Here is a 16,956-nt window from a genome sequence, read left to right as displayed (position 1 = left end):
TGCCGGACAAAAGCCGGTTTCTCACCGAACAAACACCGGACATACGCGTTTTGCGGAGGAACCTGCACAGTGGGCCGGCCGTTGAGCCGAGCCTGAGCAAAGGAGATTACAATGGCCGACGAACCAAACGAATCCGCAGCACCGAAGATGACTCAACGTGAAGCTCAGGAAGCCCTGGAGAAGCAGGTCGCGCAGCTGAGGCGCGAGATCAGCAAGATCAACCGAACCTTGGCGGAACGCGCGGAAGAGGCGATCGAGGACGCCGGCGATTGGTATGGCAACGCTGCCGAGCGCGCCTCTCGGACAGCACAAGCCCTGCGCAACAGGGCGCAGACGGTGTCGGGGGTGGTCCAGGAGAATCCCGGCACAATATCGTCGGCATTCATCCTCGGAGCGGCCGTAGGAGCGCTACTCGGCCTCACCCTGGCCGCCACAGATCAGCGCCGCGATCGCTGGTTCTAGTCCCGACCCCAGGTTTTTGGGACAGAACCGGGTTTTGGGACAGAAACAGAGGGATTGCTCCCGCTGTTCATTGGTTCAGCAATGACACCGGTCAGCGCGTGGCGGGCTTCTGCGCCGTGCCGAGGGCTTTGGGCGCTGCGGGCGCCGCCGTCTTCATCTTCTCCTCGATCCAGCCGGTGTAATTGGCCAGCCGCGTGTAGATGCCGTAGGCGTTCTTGTGGCCGCACGCGGTACCGCCGTCGGCCGGACCTTCGCCCCAGCTGACGACGCCGACCTGCACCGGACCATCGGCGCCGGTCATGAACAGCGGTCCGCCGCTGTCGCCATTGCAGGCGTCGCGCTCGCCGCTGGCCGTGCCGGCGCAGATCATGTTGCCGGTCAGCGGATCGGCCATATCGGCCGCAATCGCGTTGGCGGCCGCCTCGATGCCCCTTTCCGAATAACGCATGCGGCGGGCGAGTTCGCCGAGCGCTGCCTTCAAATCATGCGCATAAATCGCCTTGATGCCGCTGTTGCAGGTTGCGTTCGGCTGGAGGTCCAGGTCGGCGACCATCAGTGCGGTGGGAAACGTTCCGTCCTGCATCTTGCCCCAGCCGGTGACCGTCGTCTTGCCGGCGTCTGGTGTCGGCTCACGGGCAATTTTGATGGTCGGGGCATCGGCCGGCGCGGCCAGCCGGATCAAGCCGAGATCGTTGTCCAGCGTCTGCTCGCTGTAGCCCTCGTTGACGATGATCTCCACCGCCTTGTAGCGCTTGCCCTCGCTCAGATCGGTGGCGCCGGTGAGCACGGTGACCACATCAGGCGAAATCGGCTCGCCGTCGTCATTGAGGCAGTGCGCCGCCGTCAGCACCCATTGCGGCGCGATCAGGCTGCCGCCGCAGAACTGCGCATTCGCCTGCGACGCCGGGCTTTTGTCCAGTTTGCCGGTGGTCAGCAATGCCACCTGGAACGGGTAAGCGCCCTTCTCGGCCTCTTTGCCGCCGTAGACGCGATCGGCGCCGTCGGGGTTCTCCGCCCTGGCCTTGGCCCTGGCCTCGGCCACGCGTTTCATCGGCGAGATCGCCGCCTCCGGCCGAGCGGCCGCGTCCGTGGCATGAACGGATTTGACGGCCGGCAAGGCCGCCGCGATGCCGAGCAGCGCGGCGGCGGCAATCGGTCTGAACCTATGGATGATCTTCACCTCGAACCCCCTGAGACGATGTTCCCGACAGGTCAGTCGCCGACGCATGGTCCACTGAAATGGAGCCGGCCGGTGAGATCATGCTCCACGGCGAAGCACGATCCGTCACAAAGCCGAGCACCATTTCTGCTAGTCGTGCTGTCGAGCCAACCCGCCCAAAATCCTATAGCCCCCCACGGGCTATGTGGAAGCAATTTGTCGTTGCCAATGTTGGATTATTTTAGGCAGTATACCGTTGCAGGCATTTTTGGCGGGGACCTAAACTGGCTGCACTGAATAATGGCCCGGTAAAGGCACCGGTAACCAATTTCATTTTTTTGCGCCACCACGATCTCGACAATATTTCTGTATCTTGATCCAGTCCTTGCTGACTTTTGGGAGAGTCTCACCATGACAAAACTGACACATAGCATTATTGCGTCCGCGTTGCTTTCCACCGCAATGTGGGCGGTTCCTGCCTTGGCTGCCGATCCAGGTTCCGCCAATGCCGGCAACGGCGAAAGCATGCGGGATTTAACATCGGGCGATTACAAGCCCGGCCGGGCGAAACCAATCGCCCCGCCGAAACTGACCGACGACGAGGCCAACCGCGCCGCGCCGCTCACCGACGAAGCAACGGCCGTCAAATCCTATGGCATTGTCGGCCGCTCCGCCGATGGCAAGGACATCAAGATTGACCCGAACGAGACGCTGAAGGACCTTGTCATCAAGGACATGAACGCGCCCGCCGACGGGCAGAAGTCCGACAATTCCGGACTGAGCGGAGGCGAAGAGGCTGGCCGTCAGGTGTTCGGCACGGACGACCGCGAGCAGATCAAGAATACCAAAACCTACCCATTCACCGCGATCGGCTATCTCGAAGGCAAATCGAAGAGCGGCAGCTATGGCAGCTGCTCGGCGACGCTGATCGGCCCGCGCACGGTGCTCACCGCGGCGCACTGCCTCTACAGCCACGAGGACAAGGCCTGGCTCGACGATATCCTGTTCGTGCCGGCTCTCAACGGCAAGACTGCCGACGACGCGCCGTTCGGCGCCTTCACCTATGAAAGCGCTTATGTCATCCAGGGCTTCATCGACAATTACCAGGGCTTTTACGGCTCGGTCGTGCCGTGGGATCTCGGCATCGTCACCCTGAAGCAGGATGTCGGCACCAACCTCGGCTGGCTCGGCTATGCCAATTATGACGACCTCGGCGATTTCACCGCCAACATCATCGGCTATCCCGGCGACAAGCCGATGGGCACGATGTGGAAGGCGACCTGCGAAGTGCACGCCGAAAACATCGCCACCGAGTATTTCCAGTACGACTGCGACACCTATCCCGGGTCGAGCGGCAGCTCGGTCTATGCCTATGACAATGGCTCCAAGCAGCGCGTCATCACCGGCGTGAACGTGGCCGAGAGCCCGGATGCCAATACCGCCGTGCGTCTGAACGCCATCAACGTCCAGTGGATCAACAGCCTGTACAAATAGGCCTGCAGAGTTTCCGCCTCGGTGAACCGGCCTTGCGCTCCTTGTCGATATAGCCGGCAAAATAGCTCCAGAAGGAAGCGGCATAGTCGCGGAAATAGGAGTCGGCGACGTCGCGCGAGCACAGCCTGCCTTCGACGCAGAAGGAAAGGCGGTTGAGGAAATAGACGACGCGGTCGAAATTGTCGCTGAAGTCGGCAAGCGGCATGTCGCCGCCGGTAGCGCTCATCGCTTCGATGCCGATGCGCTGTCTGAACACCTGTTCCTCGGTCGGCGTCGGATTGGCACTGAGCAGATTGCCGTATTTGGCGTTGAGCGCCGCCAGGCGTTGCTTGAGGGCCCGTTGCGCCTGCTGGTAATCCTTGCTTTCCCAGAGCTCGACCAGCGACATCGTCTGCTCGACGCGCTTCTGCTCCTGGTTCGCCAGGAACTGGTAGACCGAAAAGATCAAGGTGAAGATGATCGCCAGGCGCACCAGCAATCCGGACCAGGCATAGACGAGCATGCGCCAGTCGCGATCGGTGAATGGGTTCGCCTCCTTCTTGACCTCGTGATTGCTCACCCACGGCAGGCCTTCGACGGTTTCCGGCAGCGACACCGGCTTCTTTTGCGGTACCGGCGCCGTCACTGCCTGCTGCGTTGCGTTGCCCCCCGCTTTCGTCATCCGCAGCTGTCCAGTTCTATGGTGGCGGACGGGTCGAGCACGATGCCCGGCGTCTCCAGCTTCTTCTTCAGGCAATCCAGCTGCGTGCGCGAAACGATGAACTGCACGTCAGGCTCCACCTGCGCCTTGCCCGGCGACGGCAACGGCTCGACCACGCCGCGCGACGCGCAGCTGCTGAGATCGACGACAACGGCGGTGTTGCCGGTTTTGGCGATCCGGTCGTACTGGTCGAGAAAGCAGCTCGCCAGTTCGGAGTTGATGACGACCTCCTTGGCGCAGAGGCCGCAAGCCTCGTCCGCCGAAGCATTGGCGGCCAGCAACAGCCCGGCGACAAGGCCGGCGGTTGTTGCGCGCCACGAAAATACGATCCTGTTCACGAACGCCCTCACCCGTTCCGTTCGGCCGCCGACAGCGGTGGTCGAAGAATGTTCATTATCAGCCGATTAGGCAAGAGGCCCGGCCGGGCACCTGACCGCGCCTCAGGCGCGCGGCACCGTCTCCATCGGAAAAATCATCACGGCGCCCTTCGACCCCTTGTCGTCGGTCAGCCGCATGGCCGACCGCGTCGCCGGGGCCATGCCGATATCGGCCAGCATGTCGGCGAAGCTTGGCTGTCCCAGTCCCCGCGTTACCGAGACAACGCCCTCTTGCGCCAGGAAGCTCAGATCCTGCTTCTCGCTCTGCGGCGGCGCCTCGGTCAAGACGGCGATCATCCGCTCCATGCCGAAGCTGGTGTCGGTGAATTTGAACAGGCCTTCCTCGAGCACGGCGCCTTCGGTCAGGCGCTCGGCAAGAAAATGCTGGATGGAATAGTCGGAGCCGACGTAGAGCACGTTGATGTCGACCAGGTTGGTCGAACCGTTCCTGGCCAGTACGTGGACCTGATCGTCGGGCGAAACACGCGGCACCGTCGACGCTTCGATCGGCTGCAGCGTGTCGCTGTCAAAACGCTTGATCCGGAACTCGACGCTGACCTTTTCCGGCCGATAATCGGAGGCGGCGGCCAGCCTCGACAGGCCGATGGCGCGGAAGATTTTCGTCAGATTCCCTGCGGCGGCCTCGATCAACTTTTCGCGGCCGTCCGGATGAATGACGATCGACGGCGGCTTGCTGCCGTCCTTGAGCGTCATGTCGCCCGAAGCCGGCAGGAACCACAGCGCCGGCGTGTCGGTGGCATCTGCTGCGGTGCCGGCAATGGCGTTCTCGCGCAGCACTGCGAGACGCAGATCTGCGCTCTTGCCCGGCTCGACCAGCGCGATGTGAAACCCTGAGCTCTTCCTGGCCGCCAGTTCGTCGAGAACCGAGTTCGCCAGCGCGGCCTCTTTCTCGAGGCCTTTGGCCGCTGCCGGCCGCGCGACCACGAGCTTGTAGTCGACGGCGAGCTCGGCCAGCCGTGCATAGGCATTGGCGGGGATATCGGCCAGCTTGAGCGCCGGCTTGCCGCCGAACTCGACCGGCTTGACCCGGCTTTCCAGGTTTTTCGCCGACTGAACCTGGAGATAGCCAAGCGCCTCGGACAGCGGCGACAGCGCCGACGGCAATATTGCGAGCCTGCTGCCCAGGGTGAGGCGATGCAGCAACCCGCCGCCAATCGTGGCTTTGTCGTTCTCGATGACGATCGGCCATTGCATGACCGCGTCTGTCTTGTCGGTGCCGAAGACGCGTGCGTCGAGTTCTCCCTCGAACAGCGGCGTTGGCCGGGTGCGGCCGTCCGCCGAATATTGCTGCAGCACGGCCTGGCCGAGCTGGCGATAGGTGATGTTGGGGTTCTCGGCCAGTTTCGACAGGATGGTGAAGGTGAACAGGCCGAAACGCGGTGCATCGGCCGTGCCCTTGGGCAGCGGCATCTCGGGCGTCGTCTCCACCGTCTGCGCCGCGTAGAAGGCGACCAATTTGCCCTTGCTGGTCGGCTCGGCGCCGGTCGGCGTCAGCTTGAAGGCCGGCTTGCGCTGCCCGTCCTCGTCAAAGCCGCGTGGCGCGGCCGACGCAATCTCGTCATAGGCTCTCACCGCAGCCGCCCTGGCAGCGTCGTCGCCGCCGACCAGATCGGCGAACTCGACCTTGCGTTCCAACTCGTCGTCGACCTCGGCGGCGCGCGTCGCAGTGCCGGAATGGCAGCAGTCGAATACGGCCCAGACAAAGGCGCCCTTGTCGCGGATAGCGTCGAGCGCGGTGCCGATCTCGTTGTCGACCAACGCATTGGGCACGCCCTTTTCGCGGTGCACCCATTTGTCGATGTCGGACGGCAAGAAAATCTCGTCGAGGCCGTCCGTCTCGTCGCCTTTGTTCGCTGCCGGCTGCTGCGCGCCGTGACCGGACAAATGCAGGTAGACGAAATCGTCGCGCTGGACCTTGGCGGCAAGATCGGCCAACGCCGCCTTGATCGCCGCATGTGTCGGCGGTCCGTTGGCGCCTTCGACATCCTTGGCGAGCAGCGTGACGTTTTCGGCCAGGAATTTTACCGGCGCGGGCGTGTTCCCCAGGAGGTAATCGCGCACCAGGCCGGCATCGTTTTTCGGTCCGATCAGCCAGTTTTTCTTCGGCAGGTTCGGGTAATCGGTGCAGGCAACAAGCAGCGCATGGTAGGTGCGCGCCGCTGCGAATGCCCGAAACGGCACCAGGCCGGCAGCGGCCAGCGCGGACGTGCCGGCAAGCAGCGTCCGCCGCGTCACTTTGATCATGATTGCTTCCCCAAGCCCGATCGAATTTCCAAGCACGGCCAGCCTGGCCGAGGATTTTGTCAGTATTTTGAATATGGCGTCGCCGGCCAGCCGACCACCGGCTGCGAATAGAAACAGTAGCAAAAAAGGCAGTTCGTCGCTATCTCAGTGGAAGAGGCCGGATTGCATGCCTAATGGCAGCGATCGGCACGGAGCGGCTTGGAACGGGATCATGGCGGCAAGGGATGTACTGACGAAGAACCAGCTTTGCGTGCTCGAGAAACTCGAGGCCGCCAGCGGCCCGCTCAGCGCCTATACGTTGCTCGACCAATTGCGCGAGCGCGGTTTTCGCGCGCCGCTGCAGGTCTACCGGGCGCTCGACACGCTGGTGAAATCCGGCTTCGTGCACAGGCTCGAAAGCCTCAATTCCTTCGTCGCCTGTGCCGAGCCGCACGACCACAGCCATTCGATGACGGCGTTTGCCATCTGCGACACCTGCGGCCAGGTGACCGAGTTCTCCGACCATGATGTCGGCCACCGGCTCGACGAATGGGTGCGCTCGACCGGCTTCGCCGCCAAGAAGGCGGTGATCGAGTTTCGTGGGACATGTGCGAAGTGTTTGGCCGAGGCGGCTTGAGGCCGGAGCAACGCGGCGAAGGCGGAGCAAGGTTTTCCGAGCCCTCGCCGGGTGTTCCCGGATCGGCTCAGTAGGGAAAGGGTCTCCTTGAGGTATGCCGGATGTGCAGGATCTCAATTGCGTCGGCACGGGCACGATAGAAGACCTTATAAGGGTAGCGGCCTATGAAGAGGACGCGAACGCCAGGGATGTCGGTCGCGTGACCGCTTTCGGGAAATTCGGCAAGTCGCGAAATCCCAGCGTGGATCCGAGAAATGACTGAAAGGGCGCCCTGAGGCGCCCGCTCTTCGAGGTAGTTTGAAAATTGCCTCGCGTTCGGCAAAGGCTTGCCGCGTAAATCGGACCTTCATAGCCTGCGGGGGGTGTCGGCCGCGCGAACGGTATCCTCATCTACGAAAGTGCCGTGATCGGCCTCTGCTAGGCCCGCTGTGACCGCGCTGCGCTCTGATTCCGACATCGCATACACGCCAGTCCGCCGCGCCTCGATGACGCGGGCGTAATCAGCAAGCTCCTCCTGGTCTTCGCGAGGCCAAGCTTCCGCATGCCTTACCAGATTCTCAAGTGCCTTGGTGATCATACGGGCACTATAGCATACCGCTGCTGCTCGTGAACCTTGAACCGAACATGGCTCTGTGGCCCGCCTTAATGCGCCTCTTCCCAGTTGTTGGCTGCGCGGGCGTCGACGTGCAGCGGCACCGACATCGATACCGCCGGCATGGCGGCGTTCTCCATGACGTGGCAGACGACCGGGATCGTCGCCTCGACCTCGGCTTCGACCGTCTCGAAAACCAGCTCGTCATGCACCTGCAGCAGCATGCGGGCAGAAAGCCTGGCTTTTTCCAGCGCCTCGTCCATACGGATCATGGCGCGACGGATGATGTCGGCGGCGGTGCCCTGCAGGCGGGCGTTGATCGAGGCGCGCTCGTTGAAGGCACGGACCGAAGGGTTCGACGACCGTATCTCCGGATAGTGGATGCGGCGGCCGAAGATGGTCTCGACGAAGCCGTGCTCGCGGGCATAGGCCTTGGTCGCATCGATATAGTCGCGGATGCCGGGGAAGCGCTCGAAATATTTCTTGATGTAGTCGCCGGCTTCCTCGCGCGCGATCGACAGCTGGTTGGCGAGGCCAAAGGCCGAAATGCCGTAGATGATGCCGAAATTGATCGCCTTGGCACGGCGGCGCACTTCCGAAGGCATGCCCTCGACCGGCACGTTGAACATTTCAGACGCGGTGATGGCGTGGATGTCGGCGCCATCGGCGAAGGCCTGCTTGAGCTGCGGGATTTCGGCGACGTGGGCGAGCACGCGCAATTCGATCTGGCTGTAGTCGGCGGAAACCAGCTTGTTGCCCTTGTCGGCGATGAAGGCCGTCCTGATCTTTCGACCCTCGACGGTGCGCACCGGAATGTTCTGCAGATTGGGATCCGAGGACGACAGCCGCCCGGTCGTCGTCGCGGCAAGCGCGTAGGAGGTGTGGACGCGCTTGGTGTCGGGATGGATGAAGCCGGGCAGCGCATCGGTATAGGTCGATTTCAGCTTGGTCAGCTGGCGCCAGTCGACGATCTTGCGCGGCAATTCGTGGCCTTCGGCGGCGAGGTCTTCGAGAAGCTGCGCCGAGGTCGACCACTGGCCGGTCTTGGTTTTTGAACCGCCGGGCAGACCCATCCTGCCGAACAGGATGTCGCCGAGCTGTTTTGGCGAGCCGATGTTGATGCGTTCGCCGACCAGCTGGTAGATCTCGTCCTCGAGCCGTGCGGCACCCTGTGCCAGTTCGCCGGAGAGCCGCGACAGGATCTGCCGGTCGACGGAGATGCCGCGCTGCTCCATCCGTGCCAGGACCGGCACCAACGGCCGTTCAAGCCGTTCATAGACCGAGACCAGGCCCTTGGCGGCAAGCCGTGGCTTCAGCACCTGCCAGAGCCTGAGCGCGACGTCGGCGTGCTCGGCCCCGTAAGCCGTCGCCTTGCCGAGGTCGGCCTGATCGAGGCCGACGAAGCTTCTTCCCGAACCGGCCAGTTCCTTCAGCGGAATGGTCGCGTGGCCGAGCCATTTATCGGCCAGCGCTTCCAGGCCGTGGCCACCGTGGGTTCCGGCCTCGAGCACGTAGGAGATCAGCATGGTGTCGTCATAGGGGCCGATCTCGATGCCGTGACGGCTCATGACGACAAGGCGGTATTTCATGTCGTGCACGATCTTGAGGACGGATTTGTCCTCGAGCAGCGGCTTGAGCAACGCCAGCGCGTCGCGGATCGGGACCTGGTTTTCGACCGCGCCGCCGCCGAGCAGGTCGCCATTGCCGTTTTTGTGGGCAAGCGGCACATAGGCGGCGTGGCCGGGCGCGACGGCCATGGCAAGGCCGATCAGTTCGGCCCGCATCGGATCGGGCGAGGACGTCTTAACGTCGAAGGCGACGATGCCTCTCTCCATCGCCTCGGCGATCCAGGCCTTCAGCGTCGCGGCGTCGCGGATGCAGGTGTAGGCGCCGGTGTCGATCTTGCGGGCGGTGGCAGCCTCCAGGCGAAGCGCCGAAAGCAGGGATGGGGTGTCGCCTTGCTTGGCTGCGGCCGGAGCTTCGAGTGCCGCTTCGTCCGACGGCGGTGCGCTCTCGGCGGCCGCGGGCACGCCAAAACCCATATCGGGGCCATGCGCGGTATCGGCACGCTCTATGGTGACGGGGGTGGCTGGAACGTCGCCGGCGTCGGTTCCGGTCGCTTCGGCCACGCGGCGGGTCAGCGTCGAGAATTCCATGGTCTTGAGGAAGCCGATCAGCCTGGGGCCGTCCGGCGCATGCAATACGAATTCGTCAAGCCCTTCGGTCACCGGCACGTCGTTCTTCAGCCTCACCAGGTCACGCGAAATGCGTGCCTTGTCGGCATTGGCGATGATCGATTCGCGCCGCTTGTCCTGCTTGATCTCGCCGGCGCGGGCGAGCAGCGTGTCGAGGTCGCCGAACTGTTCGAGCAATTGCGCTGCCGTCTTCGGCCCGATGCCGGGCACGCCCGGCACATTGTCGACCGAATCGCCAGTCAGCGCCTGCAGGTCGATCATTTTCTGTGGCGGCACGCCCCATTTCTCGATCACCTCGGGAACACCGATCTGGCGGTCCTTCATCGGGTCGTACATGGCAACCGTTGGGCCGACCAGTTGCATCAGATCCTTGTCGGAAGAGATGATGGTGGTGTCGGCGCCGGCTTCGCAGGCAAGCCGGCAATAGGTGGCGATCAAATCGTCGGCCTCGTAGCCTTCCGTCTCAAGGCATGGCAGGTTGAAGGCCCTGGTCGCCTGGCGGATCAGGCCGAATTGCGGGATCAAATCTTCCGGCGGCGCCGAGCGGTTGGCCTTGTATTCGGGGTAGAGGTCGTTGCGGAAGGTCTTCGACGAATAGTCGAAAATCACGGCGAAATGCGTCGGCACGATGCCGACATCGGTGTTGCGGGCGTCCTGCGTCAGCTTCCAGACCATGTTGCAGAAGCCGAGCACGGCACTGGTCGGCAGCCCGTCGGACTTGCGGGACAGCGGCGGCAGCGCGTGATAGGCACGGAAGATGTAGCCGGAGCCGTCGACAAGGAAGAGATGATCGCCTTTTTTCATGGCACGAGGGAATAGCGCGGCGCAGCGCCGCGGTCCATGCCAAAGGCGGCTTCTGCCAAGGGTTCCGGCAACACCCTGACAAATGGCGTGCGAGCCTGGCCTGCCATGCGGCCTGGCCGGAGCTTTGTTCGCTCACGCCTATGTTACAAAAGTGTAATTTTTGTGCCCTTGAATCGCCACGTTCGCAGACACAGATAAACGCCATCGGCAGTTTTCGCCGAAGTCCGGAGCAAGGCCCGTCCCCCGCCTATTCCGGACACTTGCGGCAGCCTATCCCCCCTCTCCGGGCTGCCGCATCGTTTCGAGTAGAGGCCGCCGTGGTTCCCTCCACCACGGCGGCATTTTTTTGCCTTTGGACAGGAAGCTGTGGCCCAACGGTCGCGGGCTTTCCGTTTCGCAACATGGGCTCTAGATTCGCCGCCAGAATCGAAAGGCCCGCCAGATGTCCGCAGTTTCCCCTGTTCTCGACCGCCTCGACAAGAACTTCGACCAGAGCCTGGAACGCCTGTTCGGCCTGCTCGGCATCAAGTCGATCTCCACCGATCCGGACTACGCCGCCGACTGCCGCAAGGCCGCCGAATGGCTGGTCGCCGAGCTCAAGCTGATCGGCTTCGACGCCAGCGTGCGCGACACGCCGGGGCATCCGATGGTGGTCGCGCATCACGATGGGCCGGCGGGCGCGCCGCATTTGCTGTTTTACGGCCATTACGACGTGCAGCCGGTCGATCCGATCGAGCTGTGGGAAAGCGACCCGTTCGCACCGGCGGTCAAGGAGATCGAGCCCGGCCACAAGGTGATCACAGGCCGCGGCGCGGCCGACGACAAGGGCCAGCTGATGACCTTCGTCGAGGCTTGCCGCGCGTGGAAGCAGGTGCATGGCGGATTGCCGTGCCGCTTCACAATCCTGTTCGAGGGCGAGGAGGAGTCCGGATCGCCGTCCCTGAAGCCGTTTCTCGAGGCGAATGCGGATGAGCTCAAGGCCGATTTCGCGCTGGTCTGCGACACCGGCATGTGGGACCGCGATACGCCGTCGATCTGCGTCTCGCTGCGCGGGCTGGTCGGCGAGGAGATCACGGTGACTGCCGCCGACCGCGACCTGCATTCCGGGCTCTATGGCGGTGCGGCCGCCAATCCGATCCGCATCCTGGCAAAGATCCTGGCCGACATCCACGATGCGGATGGTCACGTCACCATTCCGGGTTTTTATGACGGCGTCGAGGAAACGCCGTCGCAGATATTGCAGTCGTGGCTGTCGCTCGGCGAGACGGCCGAGACCTTCCTCGGCCCGATCGGCCTGTCGATTCCGTCCGGCGAAAAGGGCCGCTCGGTGCTCGAGCTGACCTGGGCGCGACCGACGGCCGAGTTCAACGGCATTATCGGCGGCTATACCGGCAAGGGCTTCAAGACGGTGATCGCCGCGCAAGCCTCGGCAAAAGTCTCCTTCCGCCTGGTCCACAAACAGGATCCGGAAAAAATCCGCGCCGCCTTCCAGGCATTTGCCAGGCAGCGCGTTCCGGCCGACTGCTCGGTCGAATTTCATCCGCATGGCGGCTCGCCGGCGATCCAGCTGTCCTACGACTCGCCCTTCCTCGCCAAGGCCAAGCAGGCGCTGTCCGACGAATGGCCGAAGCCGGCGGTGGTGACCGGCAGCGGCGGCTCGATCCCGGTGGTCGGCGATTTCCAGACTTATCTCGGCATGGAGTCGCTGCTCGTCGGTTTCGGCCTCGACGACGACCGCATCCACTCGCCGAACGAGAAGTACGAGATGAGCTCCTTCCACAAGGGCCAGCGCTCCTGGGCGCGCATTCTCGAGGCGCTGACACGCTGAAATTACGCCAGATTCAAGTTTTTGTTGATTTTTCGCCGGATCGCGGCAAGGACGGGCACGGTCCGTCGCGCATCGCTGCACGGGGCCGCGACCGGAGAAGACGATGAGCGACATACGTTTCCACAAAAACGATCTGCCCGGCCTGCTGCATTACGATGTCGGGGCGGTCGCCATCGACACCGAGACGCTGGGGCTGAACCCGCATCGCGACCGGCTCTGCGTCGTGCAGATCTCGCCGGGCGACGGCTCGGCCGACGTCATTCAGATCGCGCCCGGCCAGAAGAAGGCGCCGAACCTCGTCAGCCTGCTGAAGAACCGCAGCATCACCAAGCTGTTCCATTACGGCCGTTTCGATCTCGCCGTGCTCTACAACGCCTTCGGCGTCATGCCGGAGCCGGTGTTCTGCACCAAGATCGCGTCGCGGCTGACGCGCACCTACACCGACCGGCACGGGCTGAAGGACATCTGCTTCGAGCTTCTCGGGATCGGCCTGTCGAAGGCGCAGCAATCATCGGACTGGGCCGCCGAGACGCTGTCGCCCGAGCAACTCGAATATGCCGCCTCCGACGTGCTCTATTTGCACCGGCTGCGCGACGTGCTGAGCGCGCGTCTGGCGCGCGACAACCGGACCAGGGAGGCCGATGCCTGCTTCCGCTTCCTGCCGACGCGTGCGAAACTCGACCTGATGGGCTGGGATGAGGAGGATATCTTCGCCCACAGCTAATGGCCTTCATGCACTTTAACGCCGTCGGCCGGGAGGAATTGAAATGGCTGCGCGAAAACCAATCGAAACGGCACCCAGGGACGGCTCCAAGGTCACCGTCTACTGGCAGGACAGCGACGGCGTGATGAACGAGAGCATCGCGCAATACCGTTCGCTCGACCGGCTGAAGGCGGCAGGCGGCGACTGGGACGAAAGCGACGCTGGCTGGTGGGCCTATACGGACGGCCATACGCAAAGGAAGATCGAGCCGATCAGCTGGCGGCCGGCGGCCTCCGACGATGCGGATGCCGACGACTGAGGGTTGTCGCAACCGCCGAACTGAAGTGATTATTCTGAGGCAACGCGCATTTTGTTCTTGCTTTGTGCCGGCAGCTATGCTACTAATTTCGCTATGGTGCTCATTGGCTCCAACGACCCGCCCGCCGAGGCGGGTTTTTCATTTCCGGCTTTGGCGCTGTCGCGGGCCGCAGCCGTTCGGCAAGCGACTGAATACAGTTTACTTCGATTTTTCCCGACTTAACCCGCCTTTAAACCGCCGCATCTAGTCTTCAACCCCAACGCCATAGGCATGGGGAAGACAGCACAGCGCATGGCGAACCGGAAAGACAGCCGCATCGAGCCCAGCTTCGAGGCATCGCCGGGGGCGAGATCCTCGGCCGGTTTTTCGGTAAGCGAGGAGGACCGCGTCGTGCCGAGCAACCGAAAAGCCGCTGCAAAGCGCAAATCGTCCAAGGCCAAGCCGCCGCGCGGCGGGCGCGGCAAAAGCCGGCGCGGCGTGTTCGGCGTTCTTGCCCGGCTGTTCTACTGGTGCTTCGTGCTGGCCATCTGGGGCGGCATCGCCACTGCCGGCATCGTCGTCTATTACGGCGCGAAAATGCCGGCGGCCACCACCTGGGCCATTCCCGACCGCGCCCCCAACATCAAGATCGTCTCGGTCGACGGCCAGCTGCTTGGCAATCGCGGCATGAGCGGCGGCGAGGCCGTCGGCCTGCACGAAATGTCGCCCTATATTCCCGAGGCCGTCATCGCCATCGAAGACCGCCGCTTCTATTCGCATTTCGGCATCGACCCGATCGGCCTTTCCCGGGCCATGGTGACCAATGTACTGGGCGGGCATTTTTCGCAGGGCGGCTCGACGCTGACCCAGCAGCTGGCCAAGAACCTGTTCCTGACGCCGGACCGCACGCTGGAACGCAAGGTGCAGGAAGTGCTCTTGGCGCTGTGGCTGGAGCACAAGCATACGAAGGACCAGATCCTCGAAATGTACCTCAACCGGGTTTATTTCGGCTCTGGCGCCTATGGTGTCGAAGCGGCCTCGCGCCGCTATTTCGGCAAGAGCGCGCGTGACGTCACGCTGTCGGAGGCCGCCCTTCTCGCCGGTCTGCTCAAGGCGCCGTCGCGGCTGTCGCCGGCGCGCGACCCGAAGGCGGCCGAGCAGCGCTCGCAGCTGGTGCTCGCCGCGATGCGCGACGAGGGCAAGATCAGCGCCAAGGAGCAGACCACGGCAATGAGCGCGCCGGCGACACGCGCGCCGTCCTACTGGACCGGCTCGGAAAACTACGTCGCCGATACGATCATGGAAGAACTGCCCGACCTGATCGGCGACGTGCGCCGCGATATCGTCGTCGACACGACCGTCGACCTGACGCTGCAGAAACTCGCCGAGCAATCGATCCGCCGGCTGATCAACCAGAGCGGCAAGAAGCTCAATGTCAGCCAGGGCGCGCTGGTGTCGATCGACAATTCCGGCGCGGTGCGTGCGATGGTCGGCGGTTACGACTATTCGACCAGCCAGTTCGACCGCGCCTCGGAGGCGCGCCGCCAGCCGGGCTCGGCGTTCAAGCCGTTCGTCTACATGGCGGCGCTGGAATCCGGCCGCACGCCCGACAGCGTGCGCAACGACGCGCCGATCAAGATCGGCAACTGGACGCCCGACAATTACGGCGGCAAATATTTCGGCAAGGTGACGCTGGCGACGGCGCTGGCAAAATCGCTGAACTCGGTGGCCGCGCAGCTGACCATGGAAGTCGGGCCGAATGCGGTGGTCGAGGCGGCGCACCGCATGGGCGTCCAGTCCGAGCTGACAGCCAACACCTCAATCGCGCTCGGCACCTCGGAAGTGACGCCGCTGGAACTGACCTCGGCCTATGTTCCCTTCGCCAATGGCGGTTATAAGCCCGACATCCATTTCATCCGCCGCGTCACGACGAGCGACGGCAAGGTGCTCTACGAAAACAATGGCGGCGGTGCGCCGCGCGTCGTCAAGCCCGATGTCGTCGGCATGATGAACTCGATGATGACCGGCACGGTCGAAATCGGCACGGCCAGGAAGGCGGCGTTCGCCTGGCCGGCGGCCGGCAAGACCGGCACCAGCCAGAATTCGCGCGACGCCTGGTTCATCGGCTATACCGCCAATCTGACCACCGGCGTCTGGTTCGGCAATGATGACGGCAGCGCGATGAAGAAGGTCACCGGCGGCGCGCTGCCGGCGCAGGCCTGGCACGAGTTCATGGTCGCCGCGCATGAGGGCGTGCCGGTGCGACCGCTGCCCGGAACCTGGAAGTCGACGCCGCCCGACACCATCGTCCCGGACGACATACCGTCCGACACGCCGCCGCCGGCGCCGGTCGCTTCCGTTGGCCAATCGGCGCCGCCTGTGGCAGCTACCCAGCCGGCTTCGCGTCCCGTGCGTCCCGCCGAGACGGTCGATGCCGGCGGCCTGGCCATGCCGGGGGTCGACAGCGCCACCGGATCGATCAAGCACCCGGTGCCGCCCGGCAATGTCGGCGGCCCGGTCAAGAAGCGGCAGACGTCGATCCTGGACATCCTGACAGGCGGCTGAACAACAGGCCCCCTCGCCACCGCTGCCGCGTTCCGCTACATCTCCCGTTTGGAGACCGCGAATGGCAGAGACCGACACCAGAAAGACCATTGTGCTGACCGGCGCCAGCCGTGGCATCGGCCACGCCACGGTCAAGCGCTTTTCACGCGAAGGCTGGCGCGTCATCACCTGCTCGCGCCAGGCCTTTGCCGAGGACTGCCCGTGGCCGGCCGGCCCGGAAGACCATATCAAGGTCGACCTCGCCGACCAGGAGGATGTCGGCATCGCCATCTCCGAGATCCGCCACCGGCTCGAGGCGCATGGCGGGCAGCTGCATGCGCTGGTCAACAATGCCGGCATCTCGCCGAAGCTCAAGGACGGCAACAGCCGCATGAACTCGATCGACACGCCGATGCATGTCTGGCGCGACGTCTTCCAGGTGAATTTCTTTGCCCCGATCATGCTGGCACGGGGATTGTTCAAGGAGCTGGCATCGGCCAAGGGCTCCATCGTCAACGTCACCTCGATTGCCGGCACCCGCGTGCATCCTTTCGCCGGCACCGCCTATGCGACGTCGAAGGCGGCACTCGGCTCGCTGACCCGCGAGATGGCGCATGATTTCGGCCCGCACGGCATTCGCGTCAACGCCATTGCGCCGGGCGAGATCGACACCGCGATCCTGTCGCCGGGCACGGAAAAAATCGTCGAGACCATTCCGCTGAGAAGGCTGGGCACCACGGCGGAAGTTGCCGACATCATCTTCTTCCTGTGCTCGCAGCAGGCGTCCTACGTGACCGGCTCGGAAATCCACATCAATGGCGGCCAGCACGTTTGAGCTGTTGGTTTTGATCAATCGTTGACGCTGCCCCTCATCCCCCTGCCGGGACCTTCTCCCGTGAAGAACGGGGAGAAGGGGCTT

14 protein-coding genes are annotated in these 16,956 nt (G+C 63.7%); 8 read left to right on the top strand and 6 right to left on the bottom strand.

Going from position 1 to position 16,956, the window contains the following annotated elements:
* Positions 1-111 precede the first annotated feature (111 nt).
* Positions 112-462 carry a hypothetical protein gene (locus tag NKH33_RS04580; RefSeq protein ID WP_352613085.1) on the top strand — a complete coding sequence of 117 codons (351 nt, stop codon included), beginning with the start codon at positions 112-114 and terminating at the stop codon, positions 460-462.
* A gap of 91 nt (positions 463-553) precedes the next feature.
* On the opposite strand, the gene NKH33_RS04575 is transcribed toward NKH33_RS04580, so the two are convergent.
* On the bottom strand, positions 554-1,642 hold the full coding sequence (locus NKH33_RS04575) for a S1 family serine peptidase (protein WP_352918328.1): 1,089 nt from the start codon (positions 1,640-1,642) through the stop codon (positions 554-556).
* Between the two features lie 390 nt (positions 1,643-2,032).
* Between NKH33_RS04575 and NKH33_RS04570 the strand changes: the two genes are divergently transcribed.
* Positions 2,033-3,115, top strand: a complete 1,083-nt coding sequence (locus NKH33_RS04570) for a trypsin-like serine peptidase (RefSeq protein WP_352918327.1) — start codon at positions 2,033-2,035, stop codon at positions 3,113-3,115.
* On the opposite strand, the gene NKH33_RS04565 is transcribed toward NKH33_RS04570, so the two are convergent.
* From NKH33_RS04565 to NKH33_RS04555, 3 genes are all read right to left on the bottom strand, one after another.
* Complete coding sequence (locus NKH33_RS04565; protein ID WP_352918326.1) at positions 3,096-3,776, bottom strand: DUF4760 domain-containing protein; 681 nt, start codon at positions 3,774-3,776, stop codon at positions 3,096-3,098. The genes NKH33_RS04570 and NKH33_RS04565 overlap by 20 nt on opposite strands.
* A complete protein-coding gene (locus tag NKH33_RS04560) occupies positions 3,773-4,153 on the bottom strand; it encodes a hypothetical protein (RefSeq protein WP_352474870.1) in 381 nt (126 codons plus the stop codon). Before NKH33_RS04560 ends, NKH33_RS04565 begins: the two co-directional genes overlap by 4 nt.
* A gap of 102 nt (positions 4,154-4,255) precedes the next feature.
* On the bottom strand, positions 4,256-6,457 hold the full coding sequence (locus tag NKH33_RS04555; protein ID WP_352918324.1) for a caspase family protein: 2,202 nt from the start codon (positions 6,455-6,457) through the stop codon (positions 4,256-4,258).
* 211 nt (positions 6,458-6,668) lie between these two features.
* On the opposite strand from NKH33_RS04555, the gene NKH33_RS04550 reads away from it, so the two are divergent.
* On the top strand, positions 6,669-7,073 hold the full coding sequence (locus tag NKH33_RS04550) for a Fur family transcriptional regulator (protein ID WP_023675234.1): 405 nt from the start codon (positions 6,669-6,671) through the stop codon (positions 7,071-7,073).
* A gap of 67 nt (positions 7,074-7,140) precedes the next feature.
* On the opposite strand, the gene NKH33_RS04545 is transcribed toward NKH33_RS04550, so the two are convergent.
* Together NKH33_RS04545 and polA are read right to left on the bottom strand one after the other, a co-directional pair.
* The gene (locus tag NKH33_RS04545) at positions 7,141-7,395 is read right to left on the bottom strand and encodes a type II toxin-antitoxin system RelE/ParE family toxin (protein ID WP_352918322.1); all 255 of its coding nucleotides are present in this window, start codon (positions 7,393-7,395) and stop codon (positions 7,141-7,143) included.
* A 320-nt stretch (positions 7,396-7,715) separates the two neighbouring features.
* Positions 7,716-10,664 (bottom strand): DNA polymerase I, encoded by a 2,949-nt coding sequence (polA, locus tag NKH33_RS04540; RefSeq protein WP_352469411.1) that lies wholly within the window; start codon positions 10,662-10,664, stop codon positions 7,716-7,718.
* Between the two features lie 442 nt (positions 10,665-11,106).
* On the opposite strand from polA, the gene NKH33_RS04535 reads away from it, so the two are divergent.
* From NKH33_RS04535 to NKH33_RS04515, 5 genes are all read left to right on the top strand, one after another.
* Positions 11,107-12,492 carry a M20/M25/M40 family metallo-hydrolase gene (locus NKH33_RS04535; RefSeq protein WP_352469412.1) on the top strand — a complete coding sequence of 462 codons (1,386 nt, stop codon included), beginning with the start codon at positions 11,107-11,109 and terminating at the stop codon, positions 12,490-12,492.
* 103 nt (positions 12,493-12,595) lie between these two features.
* A complete protein-coding gene (locus NKH33_RS04530) occupies positions 12,596-13,216 on the top strand; it encodes a ribonuclease D (RefSeq protein WP_254816792.1) in 621 nt (206 codons plus the stop codon).
* A 43-nt stretch (positions 13,217-13,259) separates the two neighbouring features.
* Positions 13,260-13,514, top strand: coding sequence for a hypothetical protein (locus NKH33_RS04525; RefSeq protein ID WP_352918320.1), 255 nt, complete (start codon positions 13,260-13,262; stop codon positions 13,512-13,514).
* A gap of 291 nt (positions 13,515-13,805) precedes the next feature.
* Positions 13,806-16,058: a PBP1A family penicillin-binding protein gene (locus NKH33_RS04520; protein WP_352918318.1), complete on the top strand. Its 2,253-nt coding sequence runs from the start codon at positions 13,806-13,808 to the stop codon at positions 16,056-16,058.
* Positions 16,059-16,119: 61 nt separating this feature from the next.
* The gene (locus tag NKH33_RS04515; protein WP_023675240.1) at positions 16,120-16,872 is read left to right on the top strand and encodes an SDR family NAD(P)-dependent oxidoreductase; all 753 of its coding nucleotides are present in this window, start codon (positions 16,120-16,122) and stop codon (positions 16,870-16,872) included.
* Positions 16,873-16,956 lie beyond the last annotated feature (84 nt).

This window comes from Mesorhizobium sp. M1182 (genome assembly GCF_040318335.1).
In the GTDB taxonomy this organism is placed as follows: Bacteria; Pseudomonadota; Alphaproteobacteria; order Rhizobiales; family Rhizobiaceae; genus Mesorhizobium.
Note: the sequence above shows the minus strand (reverse complement) of the source record. Positions and strands in the feature narration are given on the sequence as shown.